The 18,434-nt window shown below is 37.1% G+C and carries 16 protein-coding genes; all 16 read right to left on the bottom strand.

Annotation, left to right across the window (positions count from 1 at the left end; genetic code table 11):
- Positions 1 to 36: 36 nt before the first annotated feature.
- Positions 37 to 333, bottom strand: coding sequence for a flagellar hook-basal body complex protein FliE (gene fliE, locus GMJ66_RS04070; RefSeq protein ID WP_156289293.1), 297 nt, complete (start codon positions 331 to 333; stop codon positions 37 to 39).
- Positions 334 to 362: 29 nt separating this feature from the next.
- Complete coding sequence (gene flgC / locus GMJ66_RS04065) at positions 363 to 815, bottom strand: flagellar basal body rod protein FlgC (RefSeq protein ID WP_156289059.1); 453 nt, start codon at positions 813 to 815, stop codon at positions 363 to 365.
- A gap of 2 nt (positions 816 to 817) precedes the next feature.
- Complete coding sequence (gene flgB / locus GMJ66_RS04060) at positions 818 to 1,213, bottom strand: flagellar basal body rod protein FlgB (RefSeq protein ID WP_156289058.1); 396 nt, start codon at positions 1,211 to 1,213, stop codon at positions 818 to 820.
- 1,281 nt (positions 1,214 to 2,494) lie between these two features.
- Complete coding sequence (codY, locus tag GMJ66_RS04055) at positions 2,495 to 3,274, bottom strand: GTP-sensing pleiotropic transcriptional regulator CodY (protein WP_156289057.1); 780 nt, start codon at positions 3,272 to 3,274, stop codon at positions 2,495 to 2,497.
- Between the two features lie 28 nt (positions 3,275 to 3,302).
- On the bottom strand, positions 3,303 to 4,694 hold the full coding sequence (gene hslU / locus GMJ66_RS04050) for an HslU--HslV peptidase ATPase subunit (protein WP_156289056.1): 1,392 nt from the start codon (positions 4,692 to 4,694) through the stop codon (positions 3,303 to 3,305).
- A 19-nt stretch (positions 4,695 to 4,713) separates the two neighbouring features.
- Positions 4,714 to 5,259: an ATP-dependent protease subunit HslV gene (hslV, locus tag GMJ66_RS04045; protein WP_156289055.1), complete on the bottom strand. Its 546-nt coding sequence runs from the start codon at positions 5,257 to 5,259 to the stop codon at positions 4,714 to 4,716.
- Positions 5,260 to 5,289: 30 nt separating this feature from the next.
- Positions 5,290 to 6,198 carry a tyrosine recombinase XerC gene (gene xerC, locus GMJ66_RS04040; protein WP_156289054.1) on the bottom strand — a complete coding sequence of 303 codons (909 nt, stop codon included), beginning with the start codon at positions 6,196 to 6,198 and terminating at the stop codon, positions 5,290 to 5,292.
- A 931-nt stretch (positions 6,199 to 7,129) separates the two neighbouring features.
- Entirely contained in the window at positions 7,130 to 9,205 is a 2,076-nt protein-coding gene (gene topA / locus GMJ66_RS04035) for a type I DNA topoisomerase (RefSeq protein WP_156289053.1), read from the bottom strand.
- A gap of 403 nt (positions 9,206 to 9,608) precedes the next feature.
- Positions 9,609 to 10,511 (bottom strand): DNA-processing protein DprA, encoded by a 903-nt coding sequence (dprA, locus tag GMJ66_RS04030; RefSeq protein ID WP_156289052.1) that lies wholly within the window; start codon positions 10,509 to 10,511, stop codon positions 9,609 to 9,611.
- Between the two features lie 347 nt (positions 10,512 to 10,858).
- Entirely contained in the window at positions 10,859 to 11,761 is a 903-nt protein-coding gene (gene sucD, locus GMJ66_RS04025; protein ID WP_156289051.1) for a succinate--CoA ligase subunit alpha, read from the bottom strand.
- A gap of 23 nt (positions 11,762 to 11,784) precedes the next feature.
- On the bottom strand, positions 11,785 to 12,945 hold the full coding sequence (sucC, locus tag GMJ66_RS04020) for an ADP-forming succinate--CoA ligase subunit beta (RefSeq protein WP_156289050.1): 1,161 nt from the start codon (positions 12,943 to 12,945) through the stop codon (positions 11,785 to 11,787).
- 93 nt (positions 12,946 to 13,038) lie between these two features.
- A complete protein-coding gene (locus tag GMJ66_RS04015; protein WP_156289049.1) occupies positions 13,039 to 13,314 on the bottom strand; it encodes an EscU/YscU/HrcU family type III secretion system export apparatus switch protein in 276 nt (91 codons plus the stop codon).
- The gene (locus tag GMJ66_RS04010) at positions 13,311 to 15,089 is read right to left on the bottom strand and encodes a hypothetical protein (protein ID WP_156289048.1); all 1,779 of its coding nucleotides are present in this window, start codon (positions 15,087 to 15,089) and stop codon (positions 13,311 to 13,313) included. Before GMJ66_RS04010 ends, GMJ66_RS04015 begins: the two co-directional genes overlap by 4 nt.
- On the bottom strand, positions 15,046 to 15,849 hold the full coding sequence (locus tag GMJ66_RS04005) for a ribonuclease HII (RefSeq protein WP_331279661.1): 804 nt from the start codon (positions 15,847 to 15,849) through the stop codon (positions 15,046 to 15,048). The genes GMJ66_RS04010 and GMJ66_RS04005 overlap by 44 nt, the downstream gene beginning before the upstream one ends.
- Before the next feature lie 1,005 nt (positions 15,850 to 16,854).
- Positions 16,855 to 17,697 carry a ribosome biogenesis GTPase YlqF gene (ylqF, locus tag GMJ66_RS04000; protein ID WP_156289047.1) on the bottom strand — a complete coding sequence of 281 codons (843 nt, stop codon included), beginning with the start codon at positions 17,695 to 17,697 and terminating at the stop codon, positions 16,855 to 16,857.
- Between the two features lie 10 nt (positions 17,698 to 17,707).
- Positions 17,708 to 18,268 (bottom strand): signal peptidase I, encoded by a 561-nt coding sequence (gene lepB / locus GMJ66_RS03995; protein WP_156289046.1) that lies wholly within the window; start codon positions 18,266 to 18,268, stop codon positions 17,708 to 17,710.
- Between the last annotated feature and the right edge of the window lie 166 nt (positions 18,269 to 18,434).

Here is an 18,434-nt window from a genome sequence, read left to right as displayed (position 1 = left end):
CCACCAAAGTGCAAGATTTAATCATTTTTGTATAAATTAAACTTGCATTCTCATAATCTCGTTATATGCATCAATTACTTTTTTCTGAATTTGCACTGTAGTCTCTAATGTTACACTCGCTTTTTGCGCTGTAATCATGACATCATGTAAATCATCTATTTCCCCTTTTGCCAGGGCTGCTGTTTTTTTATCTGATTCAATTTGAACATCATTCAAATTTTCTATCGCATTTTTTAACGTATTTGAAAAGTTTTGCTGCGCCTCACCTGGTGTAACCTTTGGATTAGGCTGGATGGTTTGCGGACCAGGGTTTTGTGCGACTACATTTATCATTGGATTCATGTCAAAAACTCCCTACATTCTTATTTTCCGATTTCTAAAGCTTTCATCAGCATACTTTTACTTGCATTTACCGCCGTCACGTTTGCTTCATAAGATCTGGTTGAACTCATTAAATCAACCATTTCCTGCAGAGGGTCTACATTAGGCAATTGAACATAGCCATTTTCATCTGCATCAGGATGATTTGGATTATATTCAGCTTTAAATGGTGCATCATCTTCAATAATTTCCGATACCTTTACTCCTGAAGATGAGTCGCCATTTCCAGATGCATGTTTTAGAAAGGATTGAAAACTTTTGTTACCAGGTTCCATTACGACCATTTTTCGGCGATATGGTTCATACTCTCCATCTTCGTTTATGGTCGCTCTCGTTGTTTGTGCGTTCGCTATATTTGACGAAACGACGTCCATACGTAGTCGCTGGGCTGTTAATGCACTGGCACTCGTGTTTAATGAATTAAATATGGACACGATTAATTACCTCCTCTTATCACGGTCTGCAGACTGCCGAATTTACCATTTATACGATCAATCAAAGCATTGTAATAGATTTGATTTTTAGCTAGTTCGGCCATTTCTTTATCAACATCAACATTGTTCCCATTGTGGTTATATAATGTACTGTTATTGGTTGTAACACGATATGCTGAATCCATATTTGAATTAAATGAAAGGTGTTTAGCATTCGTTCTTTTTGCTTCAACATTAGATTCAAGTGCACTATTTAAAACATTTTTGAATTCGACATCTTTCGCTTTATAATTAGGCGTATCAATATTTGCAATATTATCGGATATAACTCGATTTTTTGCTGATGCGTAATCAAGTGAGTTCTCCAAAGTGCGGATGGTTCCTCCAAATAAATCCACCTATATTCCTCCTAAAAAAAATTATTCCTTATACGGACATAATTGTTATCTAGCCTACGAATATTTTAATTTAATCCCCCGACAAAGTCTATCGATTTTCGACATTTTCTTTGTTCGATATAATAAAATAGTTATTAAAAACCAGGACTATTGAACTAATATAAAATCAATCTTAGGACTCATTACCGTTATTTTAACTTATTTATCGGGTTACTGATATGTTTTTTTGTCGAAATGTATGTAAATTTATTTGGTAGTACCGGTTAGATTTTCCTATTGCACGAAAATCAAATAACTGAAATTTTTGGAAGGTATAAAGGAATCCCGTGTGGCGCTTGTGTGGTGTAAATTTTAAAATATCGTTATTGTAACAGGCAGCAAATTTTCAATACACGTAGAATAGAGCAAATTGACCGAAACGAATATGTCAGTCTTATTCATTAAACTGTGGCCATTACTATGGAGCGGTTCAAGGTTTCATTCCACACTGATTGTTAACGAACGAATCAGGGGGTTGCTGGCTGCCCGTCCCCCACTTTTCATTCTTGAATTTCTCATATTCTTGAAATGGTATTCTTACAGCCTGGAAACTACTTCATTAAAAATACAGAGGCTGAGACATAACTAAACACCCTACCCTAATAATAATGATAACCTGTTAGAGAAGTTATACCTGTTCGCTAAATTTGTTGTTATGGAATTTATATAGAATGCGAATTAGTTTAATTCGGGATAATACTACGGCTACAGGAAATACATTACGACTTCCGCGGGTGACCATAAAGAAGCAGATGTCGACCGTTGTGCAAAATATCAACACAAAGAAAGCTCATTTCAACCAGTGTATGCGGGATATCAACCATTAGATGGCATTTATCACTCGTGTCTAGACTTTAGCAGCGCGGGTACTACTTGAGTAATCTCCTTTGTTCTCTTGCGCCGAGGAAGCCTACTACGGAGCGTTAATAGAAGACTAGAGGCGCACTTACGGTTTTCCTTGATTAGGCTTTAGGTCGTGCCCACGAACCGTAAGTATTCTCCCGGAGCAGATGAAGCACGCTTTCATCATTAGAATAAGCGAGAGCATCACGATGGGAATTTTCATTAGTTCAAAGTTTATATCAAATTCGAAATAAAGTTTTTCTGCAAAGGGCAATAACCCTTTAGGAAACATCCCTATATAAAGAAAAATCCGAACTAACTTTAATCTTCAACTGAAGAATTTAGTTAGTTCGGATTTTTTTAAATAAAACACTTTGGTAATAGCCTGTAGTTTGTTACTTATCTGGAACGTAATTTATCAAGCTCCACTAAGAATTTATCGTTTAGCACTTTAATATAAGTACCTTTCATTCCTAATGAACGTGATTCAATGACACCAGCACTTTCTAATTTTCGTAAAGCATTTACAATAACGGATCGAGTGATACCTACTCTGTCTGCAATTTTACTTGCAACAAGCAGTCCTTCGTTTCCATTTAACTCTTCAAAAATGTGATCAATTGCCTCTAATTCACTGTAAGAGAGAGAGCTAATGGCCATCTGCACCACCGCTTTACTTCTAGCTTCCATTTCAATTTCTTCTGTTTTTTCGTGAAGAATTTCCATTCCTACTACCGTTGCACCATATTCAGCAAGGAGTAAATCATCATCATTAAAGCTATTATTAACTCTTCCAAGAATTAATGTTCCTAAACGGTCTCCACCACCTATAATAGGTACAACGGTAGTTAAAGCATCTTGGAACAATTCTTTGTTTTCCACAGGGAACACAGAATATTGACTGTCTATATCCAGATTAGCAGTCGTTTCATGAATGTTAAAAAGACCTTGTGTATATTCTTCTGGAAATCGTCTTTCTTCCAGCATTTGTTTCATTCGATCATTTTCAATTTCCTGATTTACTGCAAATCCTAATAATTTTCCTCTTCTGCTTAAGATGTATACATTTCCTCCAATTACATCTCTTAATGACGCAGACATATCATTGAAGTTTACAGATTTCCCAGTTGCTTTTTGTAACATTGCATTAATTTTTCTAGCTCGATCTAAAAGTTTCATTATAATCCTCCATTTCATTTCTTAAACATTATAGTATAAATTGACTTAAATCTTTGTTTTGAGCGATAGATTTCAGTTTCTCGTCAACATAACTAGGAGTGATTTTTATCTCTTCCATTGTTACGTCTGGTGCTTCAAATGATAAATCCTCGAGTAGTTTTTCCAGTATAGTATGAAGCCTTCTCGCTCCAATATTATCTGTATCCTGATTAACCTGATATGCAATTTCTGCCAGTCTTACTATAGCTTCGTCAGTAAATACTACATTTATACCTTCTGTTTTCAATAAGGCCTGATATTGCTTGATTAACGCGTTAGAAGGTTCGGTTAAAATCCGTTTAAAATCTTCGACAGATAATTTTTCTAATTCTACTCGAATTGGAAATCGGCCTTGAAGCTCCGGAATCAAATCAGATGGTTTTGCCATATGAAAAGCTCCTGCCGCGACAAACAGCATATGATCCGTCTTTACTGCACCATGCTTTGTCATAATGGTAGAACCTTCGACAATTGGTAAGATGTCACGCTGTACACCTTCTCTGGAAACATTTGCTGAACTATTGTCTTTTCCAACCACCTTATCAATCTCATCAATGAAAACAATGCCAGATTGTTCGGCAAGTTCAATAGCTTCTTGTGCAGCTTCTTCCATATCCACTAACTTCTGTGCTTCCTGCCCGGTTAAAACTTTTCTTGCTTCTGAAACAGGTAATTTCCGCTTCTTTTTCTTCGTTGGCATAAATTGTCCAAAAACATCCTGCATATTCATTCCCATATGTTCCATACCCGAACCTTGCAACATGTCAAACATGGATGGGGGAACTTCTTCCATCTCCACTGTCACCATATGGTCTTCCAATTCACCTAGTGCCAGCTTTTGTTCCATCCGCCTTTTTTCACTTATTACCTCTTCATCCTTCTCATTGTCACTGTCTTCCTCTTCTGTGACATTATTTGAAAATAGCATTTCAAAAGGATTTTTTACATTTGTTTGTTTTTTTGCTTGAGGGAGAAGAAGTTTAACAAGCTTTCGATTAGCCTCTTTTTCCGCTTGGTCTTTAACTTCATTCATCTTTTCTTCCTTGACCATTCTAATGGACATTTCAACCAAATCTCGAATCATCGACTCAACATCCCGGCCAACATAACCAACTTCGGTGAATTTCGTTGCTTCTACTTTTACAAAGGGAGCACCAACCAGTTTTGCCAATCTCCTTGCAATTTCTGTTTTACCTACACCAGTTGGGCCGATCATTAAAATATTTTTGGGTACAATTTCATCTTTCAGGGAATCATCCAATTGCATTCTTCTATATCGATTCCGTAAAGCAATTGCTACAGACTTCTTAGCATTTTTCTGTCCCACAATATATTTATCTAATTGGTCCACTATTTGTCTGGGAGTATAGCTGATACTCATGCTTTAGATAGACCTCCTTTTATTCAAGTACTTCTAAAGTAATTTGATCATTCGTGTATACACAAATTTCACCAGCAATTTCTAAAGCTGACTGGGCAATTTCTTTAGCAGATAACTCCTTGGAATGTCTAACTAAAGCTCTGCCAGCGCTCAGCGCATAGTTACCACCTGAGCCAATTGCAAGAATTCCATCATCAGGCTCAATAACCTCTCCAGTACCTGAGACTAAATACATTTGTTCCTTATTCATGACGATAAGCATAGCTTCTAATTTTCTTAGAACCTTATCACTACGCCATTCTTTCGCCAATTCAACAGAAGCACGTGTGAGGTTACCATTAAAAGATTGCAATTTCCCTTCAAACTTTTCAAACAATGTAAAAGCATCAGCAACCGAACCGGCAAAACCGGCCAATACCTGACCATTGAATAAGCGCCTTACCTTTTTGGCTTTATGTTTCATCACTACAGCATTTCCCAATGTCACCTGACCATCACCACTCATGGCGCACTGACCATTATGCTGAATAGCAAATATAGTTGTCGCATGCATCTCATTCGTCATATGTTTCACCTCAAATACGATACTAATCACTTAATCTTTCGCACGCGGATGACTTTTCATATATACATCACGCAAGAAATCTTTGGTTACATGTGTATAAATTTGCGTGGAAGATAAATTCTCATGCCCAAGCAACTCCTGTACTATTCGTAAATCTGCACCCTCATTAAGCATATGAGTAGCAAATGTATGACGCAGTTTATGCGGATGAACATGTATAGTTAAAGCCGCTTTTTCTACCATCTTGTTTAGTATCAGTCGCATTCCTCTAGCCGTTAATGGAGTACCCCTTGAATTTAAAAAAACGGCATCTGTATCGGAATTGGACTTTTCTAACAGCTTAGCCCTACCTTCATTTATGTAGGTCTCCAGAGCGATTTCAGCAAACCTTCCAAAAGGGACGTAACGCTCTTTGTTGCCCTTACCGCGAATAAACATTGTTCCAATTGAAAAATCAATATCCCCTAATCTTAGGCCTTGACATTCACTTATTCGAATACCGGTTCCATATAGGGTTTCAATCAGCGCCTGGTCGCGTTGCCCCAGTGGATCTGTCGTATCGCTGACCTCGAACAGCTTTTCTATCTCTTCTTTATATAGAAAGGTAGGGACTGGTTTATCCGTTTTTGGAAGCATAATTTGAATAAATGGATTACTTGAAACAATTTCTTGTCTTTCCATAAATTTAAAAAAGCTTCTGAGAGACGAAATTTTCCTTGAAACTGATTTTCTGCTAAGTTGTTTGTCATAAAGATGAGTAAGAAATAATCGTACTGTTCTTGAATCCACGTCTGTCAAATCCTCAACTAATTCCTGCTTTAAAAAGGCAAAAAAAATTTCAATGTCCTGTTGATAAAACTTAGTTGTATATGGGGAAACATTTTTTTCGATCTGCAAATACTCCATGAATAACTTAGAATATTCAGCGATTTGACGCATCATAACATCCCCTTCACCCACCAGCTATAAAATCATATCATACAAAATTTTTCCATGCAATAAATTTAACAAAATTGCAACAAAATTCTGAATCGTAGCCACTCAAATTTATTATAGCATAATTATTTGATTTGTCACGCAATTTGTTAATTTATGTATTAAACAATTACTACCTCACCAATGCGTAATTATAACGATTATAATTTAAGAAGTCAACGATATATTATTCATTTTTTTATAAATAGGAGATACAGTGAAAATTTTGTGAATAAAAGTACTATTACTTTTATAACCAAATTCAATAAAAGGTATTCCTTTTTTCTAAAAATTTTCGTTTCAACTTTTAAGAAAGGCTCTTCTCATATGTTAGCTCCCTCTAGTCCTTCACAATTGATATAAACTCCTGACTAACTTAATTAAGAATAAATGTCTGATGGGATGGGTGCTATGTTGATTTCCGCTCCGGGCAGTTGCGGACCTTAGGGCACGGCCTCAGCCTCCTCGGAAGAAAACCACTTCCTGCTCAGGTCTGGACACGTGCTATTCCCGCAGGAGTCGACTGCCCTCCGCTGCAATCACCATCTTAATAGTGGTAGAGTATATTTTATAGCATAATCACATGCTAGAAAGCCAAAAGCACCAAACTAGCGGAGGAAATACACGGAGACTCCTGCGTGAAAAGAGGCATCGGTGAGACCCCTAAAGAAGACAGCACGAGGAGGCTCACCAGCCGCCCTAAGGTGCGCGTAGTGTATTTCGCAGCGGTAGTATTATCTCAAACTAAATATATTTGCAGCCTATATAAAATGCGTAAATAAAATTTTACTTTAAAAGGCAACAATCCTTTAGAAAGCAGCCTTTAGTTAAAATAAACTTTGAAAGAAACCTTACCTCAAATGGCTGCTTACCCCTAAAGGTAAGCAGCCATGGGTTAATTTTGAGCTTCTTCTTTATAATCACAATTGGTACACTGTACTTGTGTTCCTTTTTTATTTTTCTTTTCAACAAGCAAAGATTCACATTTTGGACATGGTCTGGCTATTGGTTTATCCCAGGAAACGAAATCACAATCAGGAAATTGATCACAGCCATAAAAAGTTCTTCGTTTTTTTGATTTACGTTCTACCACATTTCCCTCTTTACATTTAGGACATTTCACACCAATTTCTTTTAGTATTGGCTTCGTATTTCTGCAATCCGGGAAATTGGAACAAGCTAAAAACTTCCCATATCTGCCCATTTTATACACCATTTCATGTCCACATTCTTCACAGTCAATACCAGCAGGTTCGTCTTTAATTTCTATTTTTTCCATTTCTTGTTCCGCTTTTTCTAACCGTTTATGAAAACCTTGATAAAATTCATCAATGATTGTCACCCAATTGCGTTTGCCCTCTTCAATGGAATCTAAATCACCTTCCATTTTAACGGTGAAGTCCACATCAATTATTTCTGGAAAAAACTCTTCAAGCAGCTCCGTTACAATTGTACCAAGTTCCGTCGGTATAAAACGTTTATTATCAAGCGTAACATACCCACGGCGCTGTATGGTATCCAAAGTTGGAGCATAAGTTGACGGTCTGCCAATTCCCAATTCTTCCATCGTACGTACCAATCTTGCCTCGGTAAATCTTGGTGGTGGCTGTGTGAAATGCTGATTAGGTATGATTTCTTTGGAATCAACGACCATCCCTTTTTCTAGATGGGGTAGTAATTTATCTTCAACCTTTTTATTATCATCTGTTCCTTCAATATAAACTTTCATAAACCCTTTAAACTTAATCTTTGAACCTGTTGCTCGAAATTCAATGTTATTATTCAGCAAATGAACTGTCATAGTGTCCATTATTGCTGGGGCCATTTGGCTCGCCAAAAAACGTTCCCATATTAATTTATACAACCTGTACTGGTCTCTGGATAGAACATCTTTCAGCGATTTCGGATCCCGATGAATGGACGTCGGCCGAATAGCCTCATGTGCATCTTGAGCTGCCTCGTTCTTTTTTTTCGGTTTACTTGTACCCAAGTATTCTTCTCCGAAATTTTCAACAATATAATCATAGGATTCTGCTTTTGCTGTATCAGAAATCCTGGTGGAATCTGTACGCATATAAGTAATTAAACCGGTAATCCCACCAGCCTTTTTGCCAAGATCTATCCCTTCATATAGCTGTTGTGCAACCATCATCGTTTTTCTTGCTCTGAAATTTAACTTCCTTGCAGCTTCCTGTTGAAGAGATGAAGTAATAAATGGTTGGGCTGGATTTCTTTTCCTTTCTCTTTTGGTCACTTTATCTACAGAAAATTGCTTATCTAATTTATTTATAATTTCTTTTACATCATTTTCTGTCTTTAATTCCTGTTTCTTTCCATGGATGCCATAGAAGGATCCTTCAAATACAGCATCCTCTTTTAGAAACTCCGCTTCGATTGACCAGTATTCTTCCGGTTTAAAGTTCTCAATTTCCTTTTCACGGTCCAAAATTAATTTCATAGCAACAGACTGTACACGACCTGCGCTTAAACCTTTTTTCACTTTTTTCCACAATAAAGGACTGATATTATAACCAACTAAACGATCTAATATACGCCTTGCTTGCTGGGCATCGACTAAATCAATATCAATGGTGCGTGGATGCTTAAAAGATTCCTTAATCGCATCCTTTGTAATTTCATTAAAAACGACGCGGCATTCGGAATTCTCGTCAACATCCAATATATGTGCCAGATGCCAAGCAATCGCTTCCCCTTCACGGTCCGGGTCGGCTGCGAGGTATACTTTTTTAGCCTTCTTGGCTGATTTACGTAGTTCTTTTAATACATCACCTTTACCGCGTATCGTTATATATTTTGGTTTATAATTTTCATCTATGTTTACCCCCATCTGACTTTTTGGCAAGTCACGGATATGTCCCATAGATGCTTTTACTTCGTATTTTTTACCTAAATATCGTTCAATGGTTTTCGCTTTAGCAGGTGATTCTACGATTACTAGATATTCTTTCATGTGAGATCCTCCTAGAATGAGGTTACAATTTTTAGAAAAACTTAGTATTCTATTCTGCTTTTATCAAGAATTCAAGAGTTTTTCTCATACTTGGTACCTTGAAATTTTTATTACGGCGATATACATCATTTCTAAAATTTCCCTAACTTGTAAAATTAGAAATCTTCACTAATACTAAATAGTTACATTCAATTTGTCAAACATACTGTTACGATAACTTACTAAAATGAACCCTCAACCAATGGCGAGGTCTCTCACCCCTACTTATTGTCTGACCATAAGGATATAACCTAAAGACATCTTAACCAATCAGGTGTTTACTGCCTGTTCCTCTTGTGATAAATATAAACGTTTTATAATTATATGATCACTTGCTTTATTTACATTAAATATTTTACGCATGTTACGATTTTGCATTACCATATATTTTTGAAAGGGTTTCCCAATCTTCGTGAATATCCTCTGAAGAATAAACTAATTTCGCACCTTCCTGTATCATTCGGTGACACCCTCTCGTTTGAGGTAGTAATGGTGAACCAGGTACTGCATAAACTTCCCTGCCTTGATCAAGTGCCTGATCTACCGTGATTAATGTACCACTTTTTTCCGTCGCTTCAATAACCAGCGTTCCAAAGCTAAGTCCGCTAATAATCCGATTTCTTTCAGGAAAATGAAATTTTGCAGGAGGAATATCTGGTGGGTATTCCGATATAATTAAACCATTTTCTGCAATTTGCCGAAATAAAGAGGTATTCTGTTTTGGGTAGATATGATGAAACCCACTGCCAACGACAGCAACCGTTTTACCTTTATTTCTTAATGCAATATGATGTGCAAAACTGTCAATACCTTTTGCTAATCCACTTACAATGAACCAGTTATCTTTAACCAATGGCTTTACAATATACTCCATTTTCGCTATTGCTTCAGTGGAGGGATTTCTTGTACCAATCACACTTAGCATTTGAGTATGACTCAATAAATTAAAATCCCCCATCGTATACAATACAAGTGGTGCATCTTTTATTGTATTTAACACAGGAGGATAGTTGTCGTCAACTATAGTGACGTTTTGATACATGCTTAAATCCCTTTTTAACCTCTGTCTAACACTTAAATTATGTAAATCTGAATGAAATAATGATGCGTTTTTCAGTGGAATCGAGAAGGTTTTTGAAATCTCAAGAGGGGATAATTCATAAATCTTTGTTAATGTAGAGTCAAAAAGGAGGAATTTTCGAATTACTCTTCTAGTTACACCACGACATCTAGTTAAATGAATTAATCGGAGCCGGATCTTTTCCATAGTATCACGTCCTTATTTTTAGGTCTTAGAAAAGCGCAAGCGCCCGTTTAGCGACGTACGGACTGAGCCTGGCCATGCTAGGTGGTTCGGTGTTGCCTCGTAAAGCGGGGCGATGGTGCTAGACATCAAAGCGCAAATTTATACTTTCTTATCTTACTAGAAAAACTCACATTCGATTGTATTTTAGTAAATGTTTTCTTACAAATGGGGCAGAACTAGTGACAAGATTAATGTAAAAAATGGAACCTAAAAGATGACTCCCTTAGGTTCCATTACTAAGATTATTGCATTTGGAAATTAATGGGCCTTTTCTATACAATATTCGCTAAACGAGTACTTTCGCCTTTCTAGTGGGTTTTACATTTTTCAGCGAGGCCCTTTTCCTGTAGAACTTTGATCATGGTCTCACCAATTACGGCCGGTGTATCAGCAACAGCGATTCCGGACTCTTCCATAATACGGATTTTTTCCGCTGCAGTACCTTTCCCCCCAGAAATGATCGCTCCAGCGTGCCCCATGCGTTTTCCTGGAGGAGCTGTAGCACCGCCAATAAATCCAACAACGGGTTTGTTCATATTTGCCTTCACCCATTCTGCAGCTTCTTCCTCTGCAGTACCGCCAATTTCACCTATCATGATTACTGCCTCTGTTTCAGGGTCTTCATTAAATGCTTGAAGGACATCGATGAAATTCGTTCCATTTACAGGGTCACCACCAATACCAACAGCAGTTGTTTGGCCATAACCTGCTTCAGATAATTGGTGAACGGCTTCATATGTTAAGGTTCCTGAACGAGATACAACACCAATATGACCTTTTTTATGAATATAACCAGGCATAATTCCTACTTTACATTCATCTGCAGTGATAACACCTGGGCAATTTGGTCCAATTAATCTTGTTTTCTTTCCTTCCATATAACGTCTTACTTTTACCATATCAAGCACCGGAATATGTTCTGTTATACAAATAACTAAATCCAGTTCTGCATCAACCGCTTCAATAATCGCATCAGCAGCAAATGGTGCTGGAACATAGATAACAGAAACCGTTGCACCAGTTTGATTTACTGCTTCTTGCAATGTATTATAAACCGGTACTCCTTCTACTTCTGTACCACCTTTTTTAGGTGTCACGCCTCCAACAATTTTCGTGCCGTATTCAAGCATTTGTTTTGTATGGAATCTGGCAGTTCCGCCAGTAATTCCTTGGACAATTACTTTTGTGTCTTTATTTAAATATACACCCATTTTCGTCCGTCCTTTCTAAGTTATTATTTCACCATAGAAACAATTTTTTCCGCGCCATCAGCCATAGAATCTGCTGAAGTGATATTTAATCCGGATTCGTTTAGAATTTTCTTGCCTAAGTCCACATTAGTTCCCTCTAGACGTACAACTAGCGGAATCTCTAATCCTACTTGTTTTGTTGCTTCTACAACACCTTCCGCAATAACATCACACTTCATTATTCCACCAAAAATATTTACAAAAATGCCCTTAACATTTGGATCGGATAAAATGATTTTAAACGCTTCCGTAACTTTCTCAGCAGTAGCACCGCCCCCAACATCAAGGAAGTTAGCCGGTTCTCCGCCAAAATATTTAATAATATCCATCGTTGACATCGCAAGACCAGCACCATTTACCATACAGCCAATATTCCCATCTAGTGCAACATAACTCAGGTCATATTTAGAAGCCTCAATTTCTTTTTCATCTTCTTCATCTAAATCACGCAATTCCGTAATCTCAGATTGACGATATAAGGCATTATCATCGAAATTTAACTTTGCATCCAATGCCATTACTTCCCCATCTCCAGTTGTAACTAGCGGATTAATTTCTGCAATCGAACAATCTTTTGCTACGAATGCCTCATATAGCCCTGTCATAAATTTAACCGTTTTTCCTACTAACTCATCTGGAATATTGATATTAAATGCTAATCTGCGAGCTTGATAAGGTGCTAGTCCAACAACAGGGTCAATTACTTCCTTAAAGATTTTTTCTGGTGTTTCTGCAGCCACTTCCTCAATCTCTGTTCCACCTTCTTCTGATGCCATCATTACGACACGGGATGTAGCACGATCGAGAACAACACCTATGTAATATTCTTTTTTAATATCACATCCTTCTTCAATTAGAAGGCGTTTTACTTCTTTCCCTTCTGGTCCTGTTTGATGAGTGACCAATGTTTTTCCTAATATTTCATCGGCGTATGTACGTACTTCATCCAAATTCTTTGCAACCTTAACACCACCTGCTTTACCGCGTCCTCCAGCATGAATTTGTGCCTTGACAACGGTTACAGCAGTGCCTAACTTTTCCGCTGCTTCTACAGCTTCATCAACTGTATATGCTACGTGTCCATTAGGAACTTTTACACCAAATTCACGTAAGACTTCTTTACCTTGGTACTCGTGAATGTTCATCGTTCATCCTCCTAACAAATTTACTGCAATTTCATTGTATTAGAAAAATAAGCATTTAACAAGAAAAACTATCTAATATTAATCACAAAATTGTCATATTTTTTTCTCTAAACTTTGGTCTGTTCGGTAAATAAACGCAAATACCTCAGCAACCGCCTCGTATAATTCAGCTGGGATTGTCTCATTTATATTTAATTTTGCAAGCAATTCAACTAAGGAGGGATCCTCCAATATTGGAATATTATTTTTCGTTGCCCTTTCTATGATTTCTTCAGCAATCAAGCCTTTTCCAGATGCAGACAGGACTGGTGCAGCATTCTTTTCCAAATCATATTTTAGAGCAGCGGCTTTCTTTTGCATATTGGTCATATTCGATAGTCAACTCCTTGATAAGAAGATTGAAATAGCTTCTTGTCTTTTAAAGGGTAATCGTTATTTGTCTCGGATGGAATTGGTTTAAAAGAGATTGCTGTCAGATGATAGTTCAATTTTTCCAAACCAGACTTTAATAAAGGTTGTAATGAAAGGGTCTGATTTTTTAATGATTCTGTATTATTATAGATGGTTAAGGTGACGTTTCGTTGTTGAATATTCATATCAATCATCGTTTCTTTTAAGTTAGCAAGTTCTAAATAAAAATAAATCCGACAAAAATCAGGACTAATTTCCCCATCTTTTGTTTTTCTGCTCTCCATTTCAAGATTCAAATCACTTTTCAGCCCTAACCTTTCCCCAGGTATTTGAAAATTGGCATGTACAAAATTATCCATTTCAGTCACTGTATTTAATTGCATGCCATTCATAAAATGGAGTAATTTTGCTGCATGATCATGGTATGAACCGTCGTTATTTGCTATAAGTTGTAATAGCAGACCTTTAATGGTTTGTTCTTGTTCCATTTGGTGATGTATTCTGTATTCATAGTCCAGTCCGGTAACCGTAAAAAACTGGTTAAATTGCTGCAATAACTGATCTTTCGGCCCCATGTTTATAAATCCATGATCATGTTTTATCGAAGCTAGTCTAGATTGAATCACTTTATATACTTCATCCGTACTTAATGTTTGTAAGAGACGGAATGCTTCATGCAAAGAGCTTGGATGATTGTTAATCTTCATTTCTTTATTTTGATTTAGCATCTCTATTAAAGTAGATAACTGCTTTTTAAATGAGATAAAATCATTATGATTCAACGACTCATTTCTGTTTATCGCTGTTTGTAATTTTACTCCCCAATTTTGTAAAAGGGGTTCCGCCTGTTCTAGCAGTAATCCTCTATTTTTGCTCATAGTCTCCAATAATTCCCGCATATCTCCAGAATCTAATCTAAATGGCAGTGGCATCGAATGTTTATTTGATTGAGAAAATACTTCCCACTGTGATTTCCATTCATTAAAATCTACATTTGAATCCACTAGCTGTGAAGTTTTTAAAATTTGAAAAAACTGCTGTGAATTCCTACCAATGTCTGACATAATATGCTTGACCAAAGCCTCTTTTTCTGAAAGAGCAGGTGCTACTGTATTTCTTAAATGATCATATAACGGATTATCGTCACCATTTTGCTCTAACTGGTTTAACAGGTTCCACATTAATTCCGATTGGTTCGAAGTCTTATACGAAAGAAAAGCTTGAAATAATCTTTCTGTAATTGGCAAATTGCGGTTAATTAATTCTTTTAATACATCTTGAACCTTTTCATCATTTTTATGTTGATGCAGTAATGGTATAGCACTGGCAAGCTGATGCTGTTCAAAAGGAACGCCTTCCCTCATCAATTGTTGGACAAATACACGATTTGCCTGATTGGCTTTTAATCCTAAGTGTTGTAAAAGAACGGATGCATCCAACTTAGATTGATTTTTAAGTTTTTCTCCAATTACCTTTAAATATAAGACATTATTCTTTAACTGTACTTGAAAATGATATTTCCCGCCAATAACTAAAGGTGCTTCCAATTTTGCGATTAATGTTTGATTATTTAACTGAATGAGTGCCTTATTTTCAGGATATAGCTTGGCTACCTGGCCTTTGATAATCTGTCCTTGATTAAGTGTTGATGAAATAGAGGACGTCTTAAAAAGTTGTCCTCCTCCAGTCCTATAAATATTCAGTTGTAGCCCCCTCCTTTTTCTCCAACACATTTCTTACTGGTGCAAATGTCTTCCGGTGATAAGGAGTTGCACCAAGTTCTTCCAGTTTTTTCATATGATGCTTTGTTCCATATCCCATATTTGCTGCAAAATCGTATTCAGGAAATTCCATATGTATCTCTCTCATGATATGGTCACGAGTTACTTTCGCCAGTATACTCGCTGCAGCAATGGATATGCTTTTAGAATCGCCTTTAATAATGGATTCCGATGTACAGGGAAGGTCTGTTAATTGTACCGCGTCAATTAACACATGATTGGGAAGAACATGGAGTTTTTGGATGGCCCCCCTCATCGCTAATTTTGTAGCTTCAAATATATTGATTCTATCGATGGTTTGACTATCAATTACTGCAACTCCATAACTAATAGCCTTGTTTTTTATAATAGTGAAATAGTTTTCTCTCGCAGCCTCATTTAATTGTTTCGAATCATTTAAACCCAGCAGTTTAAAATCATCCGGTAAAATCACTGCAGCAGCAACTACAGGACCAGCTAACGGACCTCTTCCCGCTTCATCCACACCAGCAACAAACTTCTTCCCTAACTGAATGGCACGGTGTTCAAATTGGGACATTTCGCTAAACTTTTTCTCTAGCTCCTGTTCTTTTTGTCTTTGTTTCTCGTAAGCTTTAACTAGACTTTGTACACCTTTTCGTTCATCTGTTTTTAATTCCTTTATTTTCTCTTCCTTTAATTCTCCATTTTCAAATAAACGCCTTAAATCAGCAATGGATTGTTTCTTCATCATTACACCTGTCTCTCTTTCTTTTATATCGGTATGTATCCCAGCTTTATGTAGTTCTATTATATAGCCTTTTCGGGCGTATGTTCACTTAGAACATTTTGAACACTTAGTTAATAAAGGCTCATTTCGCAAAGTTTATTGTGATGTAATTTATATAAACTTAGAACTAATGAAAATTCTTATCGTGGCTCTCGCTTGTTCTAATGATGATAGCGTGCTTGCATTCTCTCCGGCAGAATACTTACGGTTCGTGGGCACGACCTAAAGCCTCCTCGCGGAAAACCGGTGCGCCTGCGTCTTCTAGTAACGCTTCATAGTAGACTTCCTCGGCCCAAGGGAACAAAGAAGATTACTCAAGTAGTACCCTCGCTGCTCAGGTCTGGAACGTGCTATTCCCACAGGGGTCTACGTATTCTTCCTACGCTAGTACTGATTTTCTGATTTATGTATAGCTATAACTTATAAAAGGGACGTTTGATAATAAGCTTCTTTTCACCTGAAGATAGAGCTTAATTTATTCTATGTAAAAAGATACATAATGCACTAGACTGCTTGTTACTCATAAAAAAGAAAAAATCTTTGTATTCTAGAGAAATAAACTATTCTCTAATCCAATCAAAATAGGTTAGTAATACTCAGATAGAAAGTTGAATAGCACAAACCCAGCGGAGGAAATACACGAAGACTCCTACGGGAACAGTGACCAGAGTGAGACCCCTAAAGACGAGACAGCACGAGGAGGCTCACGGGTCGCCCTAAGGTGCGCGTAGTGTATTTCCGGAGAGGAATGTAAGCAATATCCTACTTTGTGAGGAGTTTATATCAAATGCGAAATAAAGTTTTCCTGTAAAAAAGCAACAACTTTTTAGAAAACCCCGCATTCGTCGTCTTTTAGAGTTACATAGGAGGTAATAGCTTAAAGCTACGTCCGGAATCACTTATTTGTCTAATACTTTCCTGGTGCAAAAAAAATAGGACACCCATCCTAAGATGCATGCCGCATAATCCTTATGGTGTTTCCAGTGTTATTCTTCCAAGCCTTCCTGTTCGTAAGTCTCTGAGAACAATATCCGAAACTTTATCAAAGTTTACATTTCCACCGCTTTCCAGGGCCCCTCGCTGTTTACCAATTTTAACAAAAATATCCCACATATCGTCCATATTTTCATCGATCTGATATCGTTCCATCAGTGAATCCGGATAATGCTCTTGCATGTATCTAATAACAAAAGCCACAATATCCTGTAATGACAGCAGCTGATCCTTAATAGTACCTATTGCTGCCAGACGATGGGCAACGGTCTGATCTTCAAATTTGGGCCAGAGTATCCCGGGTGTATCGAGCAGTTCAAAATCCTTTTTCACTTTTATCCATAATTGATGTTTGGTAATACCAGGTCTGTCACCTGTTTTCGCTATTTTTTTATTGACTAAGCGATTGATCAGCGTTGATTTCCCAACATTAGGAATACCGACAATCATTGCGCGGGATGGCCTTGGTTTGATTCCCTTTTTTTCGAGTTTTTTCATTTTCTCTTGTCCCAATTCTTTGGCAAGCTGAATTACACTTTTTATATCTGCTTTATCATTCACATCCACTGCAATAGCTGGAATATTTTTTTCCTGAAAATAAGTTAACCATTTTTCCGTTGTTCGTGGATCAGCTAAATCTTTTTTCATTAGGACTACCATTTTAGATTTATTTTGCAGTGCTTGCTGCAGCATTGGATTTTGCGATGATAATGGTGCTCTGGCATCCAACAGTTCTATTACAAAGTCCACTAACTTTAACTTTTCTTCAACTTCCCGTTTGGCTTTCGACATATGTCCCGGGAACCACTGTATTGTCATAAGAAAAAACCTACTTTCCTACAAATTGCATCCTGTCCAATGGCCAATAAATAAGGCTTGCTTCCCCAACAATCTGGTCCATGGAAATGACGCCCAACATCCTACTGTCGGTTGAATTCCCACGATTATCCCCCAACACAAGAACATGTCCTTCTGGAATCACTTCATACTCACCAGGCAAATCCTCCATGGTGAAATCATTTGTAATCGTTTGGTAGGATTTCATGTTCTCTTTTTGTTCTCTTAAAAATGGCTCTTCGACAGGTTCCCCGTTTATGTATAATACTTCATCTTTAACTTCCACATGTTCACCAGGCAATCCAATTACCCGTTTAATAAAATCCTTTTGTGCAGACGCATGAAAGACAACGATATCAAAGCGTTCTGGCTCACTAATTTTATAAGTAAATTTGTTTACAATCATTTGATCTTGGTCATGTAGGGTTGGTAACATGGATGGTCCATCTACAACAATCGGAGAAAAAAGGAACATTCTCACAATAAATGCTAATCCTAATGCAAATAAAAGTGCTTTTAACCAATCAAACCATTCGTTATTTTTATCAGCCATTCGTTCTCCTCCGCGCCGTGCAAATCTCTATATACTATAGTTTATCATATCCTCCAAAATTAATGAGAAAGATTAAAAAAACTCATTTATTTTTCTAATCCAACTAAATGATTTTAAAGATACGATACAAAATGTAATAAAAAAGGAGCTTGTGCTAAGCCCAAGT

The organism is Oceanobacillus salinisoli (genome assembly GCF_009733865.1).
Taxonomy (GTDB): Bacteria; Bacillota; Bacilli; order Bacillales; family Amphibacillaceae; genus Oceanobacillus; species Oceanobacillus salinisoli.
The sequence above is the reverse complement of the archived record's forward strand: the minus strand, read 5'-3'. Positions and strand labels throughout refer to the sequence as shown.